Origin of the sequence: Bradyrhizobium sp. 138, from assembly GCF_023074075.1 — a bacterium.
Classification (GTDB): Bacteria; Pseudomonadota; Alphaproteobacteria; order Rhizobiales; family Xanthobacteraceae; genus Bradyrhizobium.
In genome coordinates this window covers 1-668 of record NZ_JADPKT010000090.1, presented here as the reverse complement: position 1 = coordinate 668, position 668 = coordinate 1, and the positions used below count along the sequence as shown (strand labels likewise).

Below are 668 nucleotides of genomic sequence, written 5' to 3'. Positions count from 1 at the left end.
TCGAGGTATCGGCTGATCGAGGCGCGGGCGTCGAACACGGTGTCGTAGGCGCGCAGATAGACCTCCTCATATTTGACACTGCGCCGCAGCCGCTCGACGAACACGTTGTCGCGCCAGGCACCCCGACCGTCCATGCTGATACGATGCCATGACTGGCGAGCACGCCGGTGAACGCGGCGCCCGTGAACTGCGAGCCTTGGTCGGTGTTGAAGATTTCCGGCTTGCCGTGGCAAGCAAGAGCGTCCTCCAGCGTCTCGACAAGAATGCGGCTTCCCATCGTGATCGAGACGCGCCACGACAGCACCGGACGGCTGAACCAGTCAAGCACCACCGCGAGATAGACGAAGCCGCGCGCCATCGGGATGTAGGTGATGTCCATCGCCCAGACCTGGTTCGGGCGTGTGATCTCGATCTCGCGCAGCAGATACGGATAGATCTTGTGCCCGGGTTCGGGTTTGGTGGTGCGCGGACGGCGGTAGAGCGCCTCTATCCCCATCCGCCGCATCAGCGTTTTGACATGCCGGCGGCCGATCTTGCTCCCCTCGGCAGCCAGCAGGTCTCGCAACATTCGCGAACCGGCGAAAGGAAACTCCAGGTGCAGCCGGTCGAGCCGTCGCATGATCGCGAGATCGGGGGGCGACACCGGACGTGGTAGATAATAGACACTG

The 668-nt window shown here is 63.0% G+C and carries 1 pseudogene; it reads right to left on the bottom strand.

The features are described 5' to 3' along the window. Nucleotides 1-668: pseudogene (locus IVA79_RS31275) on the bottom strand (IS3 family transposase); the annotation flags it as partial.